Here is a 7,638-nt window from a genome sequence, read left to right as displayed (position 1 = left end):
CCCTGTCCTCCTGCGTCCTCCTCCTACGTCCTCCTGCGTCCTCAGGGGGACGGGGAGGCGGGGGCGAAGGACAGCATGGCGGCTCCGCGCTGTGCGTCGTCGCCGCTCACTGTCGCCGGTGTGATGACGATCCGGCCGTTCGCGTAGCCCAGGTGCCCGGCGAGCATCGGGTACTCCGTGGCCCGGGCCGATTCGGGGTGCCGCAGCACCTGCTCGTCCGTGTCCACGCCACCCGGGCCGAATCTGATGATCCTGCCAGGCCGACTGGGCGTGGGCGCCTCGTAGACGAGTCCGGTCGAGCCGCTCTCCGCGTGCAGGGGGAACAGGGTGCTGCCCTCGGACTTCACACCCCAGGCGAGCTTCCCGGTGTCCAGGTCGTAGGCACCGACCTGGTTGGTGCCCCCCAGGTGGACGGCGTCCTTGCCGACGGCGGTGCCGGGGCAGTTCTGGATGTTCTCGCCCGGCTCCCCCGTGTCGGCGCAGTACGTGAAGCCCTTCGGCCGGGGGTCGATGGTGGTGCGGACCTTTCCGCCCGGACCCAGGGCGACGATCCGCCAGTTGTCGGTGCGCTCCTCGGCGTGGAGCACGGTGAGGACGACGGGATCGACGGAGAGCACCCTGCCGACCTTCCAGCCCTGCTCGGTCCGGAAACGCCAGCGCACCTTGCCGGTACGCGGGTCGATCTCCCGGAGCTGGCTGTAGTTCTTGCCGCGGTCGACGTCGATCGCGCAGTCGGAGCTCACCAGCAGCCGGGAGCCGCCCGCCACGTCGTCCGGATAGCAGTTGCCGGTCTTCTCCCTGGGGATGTCGTAGAGCCTGGTGCCGTCACCGACCCGGTACGCGGCGGCCCTCATGCTCTGGGTCACCGCGACGACGTCGCCGCTGATGGCGGTGTTCACGATGATCGTGTCGTCCGAGGAGCCGGTTTCGGTGAGTTCCCTGTGCCAGCCGGCCTTCCCGGTCCGCAGGTCGATCATCTGGAGCTGGTCACACCGGTTCCCGCTCCGGGCCTGGGTGCTCTTGTACACCACGACGACCTTGCCGTCCGGGGTCGGATTGACCGGTGTCTCACAGACTGGTGCGGGCAGGGGCACGCTCCACACCTCGGCGCCGTCCGAGAGACGGTGGGCGGTGACCTTCCTGTGCACGGCCTGGACGGCGACGTCGCCCGCGATCCACAGGTCGTGGACCTTGATCGAGCGACGGGGCAGATCGGTCCGGTCGTCGACGACCCACGCCGTGGCATCTCCCTGCTCCCGCCCGGCGTTGATCTCCTTCGACGTCGGGATCCGTTTCGCTTCGCTCGTGGGGGCCGCGGGTGCCCGGGGAGCCGTCGGCGTCGCGGAGGCGTCGGGTGTCTTCCTCGCCGCGGGTGCGGTGGTTCCGCCCCACCCGCCGCCGGTCACGGCATACACCCCCGCGCCTGCCACCAGGGCCGGCAGGACGACGACGGCGGCGATCACCGACACCTTGCCGAAGCGCCCGCGGGGGGCCGGAGGGACGGGCGGGCCGTGGCCTGCCGTCGCGTACGGGTTGCCCGGCAGCGGCCGGTGCTCAGGGGGCGGAACCTCCCACGGCTGCGGTGGGTTCGGCATCAGTTCCACCCTCCTCGCGCCGGCCCGGGCCCCGCAGGGGGTACGGATGGCTCCTCGCCGCGGCCTCTCGCGAGCGCGGCGCTCATCGGTACGGGCAGGCGGCGCGGCCGCCCTCGGAACGTCACGGACTTCCCTCTCCCATGATGGCTATGTCATGCGCATGATTAATGTCTCGATTCGGCCCCGCGCAGGGCCGGTTCGCTCTCCGTGCGGGTCGTCGGCACCGACACGACTTGGCAAACCCTGCCGCCACGCGCTGCAATGCCGATGAAAACTTGCTGAAGCCGGGACTGTGAAACGGCGCGGGCGCTTCTCGCGCACGAAAACGGGGGACTTCGACATGGGTGTGGATTCAGCGGATCCGGGTGCGGGGCCGGCCGATACGGGCGGGCACCTGCGGATCGACCTGCTCGGACCGGTCAGGGCGCGCCGTGGTGAAGTGCCGCTCGCACTCGGACCGCTACGCCGGCAGGCGGTCCTGGCCGCCCTGATCCTGCGCGCCCCGGCCCTCGTGACGTACCGGCAACTCCTCGACGACGTATGGGGTACGGAGCCTCCGGGGACGGGCCACCGGGTCCTGCCGAGCTACGTCTACTCGCTGCGCCAGGTACTGGACGGGGCGGGCGACGGGCCGGCCCCCTCGGTGATCGAGGGCGGGCGTGGCGGCTACCGCTTCGTGCCCGACGGGACGCGGACCGACCTCGCCGACCTCGCCGAGCACATCGCCCACGTCCGGCGCGCGAAGGCCGCCGGTGACCTCGACGCGGTCGTCGATCACGGCGGCCGAGCCCTGGAACTCCTCCGGGCAGAGCCGCTGGCCGGTCTGCCCGGGCCGCTCGCCGACACCGAACGGCAACGCCTCGCCCGGCAGCGGCGCACGGTGCACCAGGACCGGGTGGAGTGCCTGGTGCTGCTCGGGCGCCACCCGGAGGCGCTGGACGCCCTCATGGCGCCGCCCCCGGCCCGGCCGCACGACGAACCGCTCGCGGCCCTGCGGATGCGCGCGCTGTACGGCAGCGGCCGGCAGGCCGAGGCACTCGCCGTCTACCAGGAGACGAGGCGCGGGCTCCTCGACGAGCTGGGCATGGAACCCGGTGAGGAACTGCACCGCGTGCACCAGGCGGTCCTGCGCCAGGACCACCAACTGCTGCCGGGCCCGGCGGCCTTCGGCCCCGAGCGCGACCGGCCCGAGGACTCCCCGGCCGAACACGCCACTCCCGGCGGGCCCGGTCACGCCCCTCGTCCCCACCGCCGTCGGAACGACCTCCCCGGCGACACCGCCTGCCTGGTCGGACGGGAGAGGGAACTCGCCCTCCTGACCGCCCCCGTCTCCCCGAGCGCGGTGTCCGTGGTGGCCGTCGACGGCACGGCGGGCGTCGGCAAGACCGCCCTGGTGGTGCGCGCCGCCTGGGCACTCGGCGACGCCTACCCCGACGGCTGCCTGTTCGTGGACCTGCACACGCACGGCGCCGCCCACGAGAGCGTCGCCCCGCAGCGGGCCCTGCGCCGGCTGCTGCGCGCGGTACGCGACGGCGCGGTCCTCGATGACACAGACCCTACGTACGACGCGGACGACCTGGCGGACCTGGTCACGGCCTGGCGCGCGGCCACGAGCGGGCTACGGCTGCTGCTCGTCGTCGACGACGCCCGCAGCGCCGAGCAGGTCCGTCCGCTCCTGCCCGCCGGACCCGGGAGCCGGGTCCTGGTGGCAGGCAGGCAGCGGCTGCCCGGCCTCGACGCCGGCCTGCGGCTCACCGTGGAACCACTGGACACAGCAGACGCGGTCGGCCTGCTCCGTGAGCTCGTCGGGGAGTCCCGGGCGGACGACGAGCCCGACGCGGCCCTCGACCTCGCCCGGCGCTGCGGCGGCCTGCCCCTCGCACTGCGCATCGCGAGCGCCCGACTCCAGAACCGGCCGTCCTGGACCCTGTCCTTCCTGGCCGGCCGGATGTCCGACGACGCGCGCAGCCTCGGCGAGCTGCGGGCCGAGGACCGCAGCGTGGAGGCCGCCTTCCGGATGTCGTACGACCAGCTCGCCCCCGAACTGCGGCGTGGCTTCCGGGCGTCGGGGCTGGCACCGACCGCCCGCTTCGACGGCCTCACCCTCGCGGCCATGCTGGGCGAGTCCCGTGAGGACGCCGAGGACCTCCTGGAAGGCCTGGTCGACGCGAGTCTCCTGCAGCAGCCGAATCCCGGCCGCTACAGGATGCACGACCTCGTACGGGCGCACGCGCGACGCCTCGCGGCCGACGTACCCGAGGAGGCCGCCGCGGACCGTACCGCCGTGCTGAGCCTCTACACGGCCGCGGGCCGTCTGGCCGCCGACTGGGGGCCCGTGGCCTTCCCGGCCGACGCCGGGACGACCGGTTCTCCCTTCCCCGGCTGGCGGGAAGCCTCGGCCTGGCTGAACGCGGCCGGCGGCGAACTCGTCGACGTGGTGGCCTACGCGGCCACCGCCGGCAGGTTCGACGACGCCTGTCGGCTCGCCGAAGCCCTGGCCGACCACCTGACCCGGCAGGGGCACCACCACGAGTGCCGCGCCGCCCTGGACCTCGCGCTGCCCTGCGCGGACCTGGCCACCGACCGCCGGATGCGCTCCGCGCTGCGCAACTGCATGGGCATGGTCGACATCTACCAGGGGCGGTTCCGGCAGGCGCACACCTGGTTCACCGAAGCGCTGCGCCACGACTGCGCCCCGGGCGATCCGCGGGAGCGGGCGCGGGCGATCACCGGGATGGGCACCGCGGAGTGGATGCTCGGTGACATCGAGGGCGCGGTGGCGCACCTGCGCGAGGCGGTGGAACTGGCGGAGCGGCTCGAGGACGGCTGGCTGACCGGGATAGCCACCCTCAACCTGGGCGCGATCCGTTCCCGGCAGGGGGAGCACGAGCAGGCCCTCGACCACTACCTCACCGCCCTCACCATCGCCGAGAAGAGCGAACGGCCCAGGACGATCAGCAACGCCCTGTGCTTCACCGCCGACGCCCTCCTGGCCCTGGGCCGCCACGCGGAGGCGACCGACCTGCTGCGGCGCGCGGTCGGACTGGCCGACGAGGCCGGGGACCCGCCCCTGCGTGCCGCGACCCTGTCCAGGCTCGCCACGGCGCAACACCTCCAGGGCCGGCTGGACCTGGCCGTCGACGCCCACCACGCGGCCCTGGCCACGCTCACCCGGCACACGAGCACCTGGCTGGAGATGGAGGTACGCACCCGGCTCGGCAGCACCTACGCGGCGGCGGGCCGTCACGCCGAGGCACGACAGGAGTTCCGCTCCGCCCTCGCCCTGCCCGGAGCCGGTGACCACCCCCGGCAGTACGCCTTGGCACGCGACGGCCTGAACGGCACCGGAACCGGCCGCCCGGCCGGGGAGAGCACCTGACGGGGCACGCCTGCGCCGCCGCACATGGCCGTACACCCTGCGGCGGCACGGCCGAACGGCCCTGTCCGGGGCGGGCCCCATCCGGGTTCGATACGCGTATCCATGCCGCGGACCGGCCCGACGGCGGCGACGTGGCCCGCCCGCGGCATGCGACGAACGTGTGGAGGCCGAGCTGATGACGCGGCTCGGACGGCTCGCCGAAGGCGCGGCCGGCCTCGTGCGCGCGGGTGCGGGCCTGCCCCTGGTGTCCGGGCGAGCCGCCCGGGAGACCGGCCGGAACCCGACCGCGCTGCCGCCCGGCCAGGGCACGGTGCCCGCAGACCTGCCGGAGCCGGACCGCAGGGCCGCGGGCGGACCACGGACGAGCCGCACGTTGGTCGCCTGCCGGCAGCCCGGGGCGGGGCCTGCTCCCCGTACCCGCAGACGCGAGTCGCACCCACTGCGTCGGCCACGACACGCCTCCCCTCCGTGCCGGCGCGACCGTCCCCACCCCAGCAGGTCAGCACAGCGCCCGCCGGCCGACGACCGCGAGAGGGCGAGGTCTGTCGTCTCTCCATGCGGCACCGCCGTGCAGACGACCACCCGGCGGATGGGCACCCGCCGGGCCGACCACGAGGGGCCGTGCACGTTCGGTCTCAGCAGTCGAACACCGACCAGCAGATGTCGTTGCGCAGCCGCTGGTCATCAAGTACCAGCTCGCGGATCGCCCCCGGGAGCTGATTGCGCTGCCACTCGCACTCGAGTCGTCCCGCACCCTCGCTCTCGCCTTCCGGTGCCGCTGCGCGAGCGGCCTTGATCGCATAGGCGGCCGCACCGAGCTCATGCGCGGCGACGTGGGCGACGGCCCCGGCCTGCCCGGCTGCGTACGCGGCATGCCGTGCTGCCCCACGCAGGTCTCCGGCTGCCCCCATCGCATGGCCGCCCGCCGCGCGAGCCTGCATCATCCTGACCTCACCACGAACCCAGGCCCGGGCATGCTCGATCGCCTGACGTGGTCGCGAGTCCCGAGGCCGGGCCGACTCGAAGAGGCCAAGGACGTGCTCCGCACAGGCGGCAGCCCATAGAGCGAGGAGACGGTGATCCGCATCGGTGAGAGTCCCACCACGGCGGATCGTCACGAAGCGAGGGTCGCGGACCACGGGGAGGATCACGACGCGCACTCCTTCCCACGCACATCGGCGAGGCTCGCCGAGGTGTACCCCGGCAGCCGGTCGGCCGCCTGGCGCAGGGAATGATCCAAAGCGCGCATCAGCCGGGCGACACGACTGCTGCCGCCCGTCGCCGGCGGGTAGCGGCAGAGCACATCGATGAGCACCGGTGACGCACGCTGCCGCGACCGTTCCAGCAGGGCACCCCCGATCGCGGGATCACCGCCCGCCTCCATCTCCCCGATGCGCGCAGCACTCGCGCAAGCCCGCAGGACGTGACCGACCTGACCGACCTGGGCGATGGGGTGGAGGTATGCGGCCGACGCGGCGTCACCGGCGGATCGCGCGGCCAGTCGCGCGGCTTCGGAGGGCGCCGACCGGGCGGCCCGATGAGCGTCGAAGGAGGTGACGCGTTGCAATCTCGACCTGTTGGCACCGCCGATGAACACCCAGGCCGCATCGATCGCCGCACGGGGGCGCGGATCATCGGGAACAGCCTGCTCGAAGACCGACAGGACATCCTCTGCGTGCCGGACCACGTAACGCGCCACGACGCGCAGCTCGTCCATCGTCAGATCGAAGTCCCCGGACACGGTGTGCGTGTTCCTTGCCATGCCTATGAATCGTATCCTTGAACGCCCGGTGGAGACTTCGCGACGAATACTCCGCTCACTTGCGTCGGAACCCTCAATCGGAGGTCACATGCGGCCAGTGGACCTGGCCCGCCGCCACGGCCTCTCCACGCAGGCGGTCCGCAACTACGAGAACGCCGGCATCATCCCGCCGGCCCACCGCAGCCGGACGGGGTACCGGGACTACACCACCGCCCATGCCGCCGGCCTCGCGGCCTACCTGGCGCTCGTCCCCGCCTTCGGCCACTCGACAGGCCGACGCATCATGCAAGCCGTCACCGGCGGCCGGCTCGACGAAGCACTGGAGTACGTCGACGACGGGCACTCACTCCTGGCTCGCGACCGCACCACGCTGAGAACCGTCGAAACGGCGCTCTCACACTTCGAGACCGCGAACCCGAATGCGGCGGCCGGCACTCGACCACCCCACAGCATCGGTGAACTCGCCCGCCACCTCACGCTCGACCCGGCCACCCTGCGCGCCTGGGAACGCGCTGGAGTCCTCACCCCGCAACGTGACCCACGCGGGCACCGCCAGTACCTCGCGCGGGACGTGCGCGACGCCGAACTGGCGCACCTGCTGCGCCGGGGAGGCCGGCCCCTGGGCACCATCGCCACCGTCCTCGGAGAACTCCGCAACGCCGGCAGCATCGATGCGCTGGCCAAGTCCCTGGACAGGTGGCGGCGCGATCTCACGTCCCGCGGCACGGCCCAGTTGTACGCCGCCGGTCAGCTCTCCGCCTACCTCGACTCCTTGGACGGCTCGGTGAGAACCGGCTCAGTCCCGGAGCACGGACCCCATTGACGTCTCCGACGTCGGGACCACTGAACATCTACGTCGTCATCAGGGAACTCCCCGGCCACGCCCACATCGGCGTCACCGC

5 protein-coding genes are annotated in these 7,638 nt (G+C 73.1%); 2 read left to right on the top strand and 3 right to left on the bottom strand.

Annotated elements, in window-relative coordinates:
- Positions 1-41 precede the first annotated feature (41 nt).
- Positions 42-1,595 carry a PQQ-binding-like beta-propeller repeat protein gene (locus ACFWVP_RS04820; RefSeq protein WP_384493592.1) on the bottom strand — a complete coding sequence of 518 codons (1,554 nt, stop codon included), beginning with the start codon at positions 1,593-1,595 and terminating at the stop codon, positions 42-44.
- Between the two features lie 340 nt (positions 1,596-1,935).
- Between ACFWVP_RS04820 and ACFWVP_RS04815 the strand changes: the two genes are divergently transcribed.
- Positions 1,936-4,974, top strand: a complete 3,039-nt coding sequence (locus tag ACFWVP_RS04815; RefSeq protein ID WP_384493590.1) for a tetratricopeptide repeat protein — start codon at positions 1,936-1,938, stop codon at positions 4,972-4,974.
- 635 nt (positions 4,975-5,609) lie between these two features.
- On the opposite strand, the gene ACFWVP_RS04810 is transcribed toward ACFWVP_RS04815, so the two are convergent.
- Both ACFWVP_RS04810 and ACFWVP_RS04805 read right to left on the bottom strand, forming a co-directional pair.
- A complete protein-coding gene (locus tag ACFWVP_RS04810; protein WP_384493588.1) occupies positions 5,610-6,125 on the bottom strand; it encodes a putative immunity protein in 516 nt (171 codons plus the stop codon).
- Positions 6,122-6,736, bottom strand: a complete 615-nt coding sequence (locus ACFWVP_RS04805) for a putative immunity protein (protein ID WP_384493586.1) — start codon at positions 6,734-6,736, stop codon at positions 6,122-6,124. The genes ACFWVP_RS04810 and ACFWVP_RS04805 overlap by 4 nt, the downstream gene beginning before the upstream one ends.
- Positions 6,737-6,824: 88 nt before the next feature.
- Here ACFWVP_RS04805 and ACFWVP_RS04800 point away from each other — a divergent pair, with 88 nt between their 5' ends.
- The gene (locus tag ACFWVP_RS04800) at positions 6,825-7,559 is read left to right on the top strand and encodes a MerR family DNA-binding transcriptional regulator (protein WP_384493585.1); all 735 of its coding nucleotides are present in this window, start codon (positions 6,825-6,827) and stop codon (positions 7,557-7,559) included.
- The last annotated feature ends 79 nt before the right edge of the window (positions 7,560-7,638 follow it).

The sequence above is a fragment of the Streptomyces sp. NPDC058637 genome, assembly GCF_042717325.1.
GTDB lineage: Bacteria > Actinomycetota > Actinomycetes > Streptomycetales > Streptomycetaceae > Streptomyces.
Note: the sequence above shows the minus strand (reverse complement) of the source record. Positions and strands in the feature narration are given on the sequence as shown.

Coding starts and splice junctions, on each gene's coding strand:
- ACFWVP_RS04800 (WP_384493585.1), top strand. CDS start 6,825: ATGCGGCCAGTGGACCTGGCCCGCCGCCACGGCCTCTCCACGCAGGCG.
- ACFWVP_RS04815 (WP_384493590.1), top strand. CDS start 1,936: ATGGGTGTGGATTCAGCGGATCCGGGTGCGGGGCCGGCCGATACGGGC.
- ACFWVP_RS04805 (WP_384493586.1), bottom strand. CDS start 6,736: ATGGCAAGGAACACGCACACCGTGTCCGGGGACTTCGATCTGACGATG.
- ACFWVP_RS04820 (WP_384493592.1), bottom strand. CDS start 1,595: ATGCCGAACCCACCGCAGCCGTGGGAGGTTCCGCCCCCTGAGCACCGG.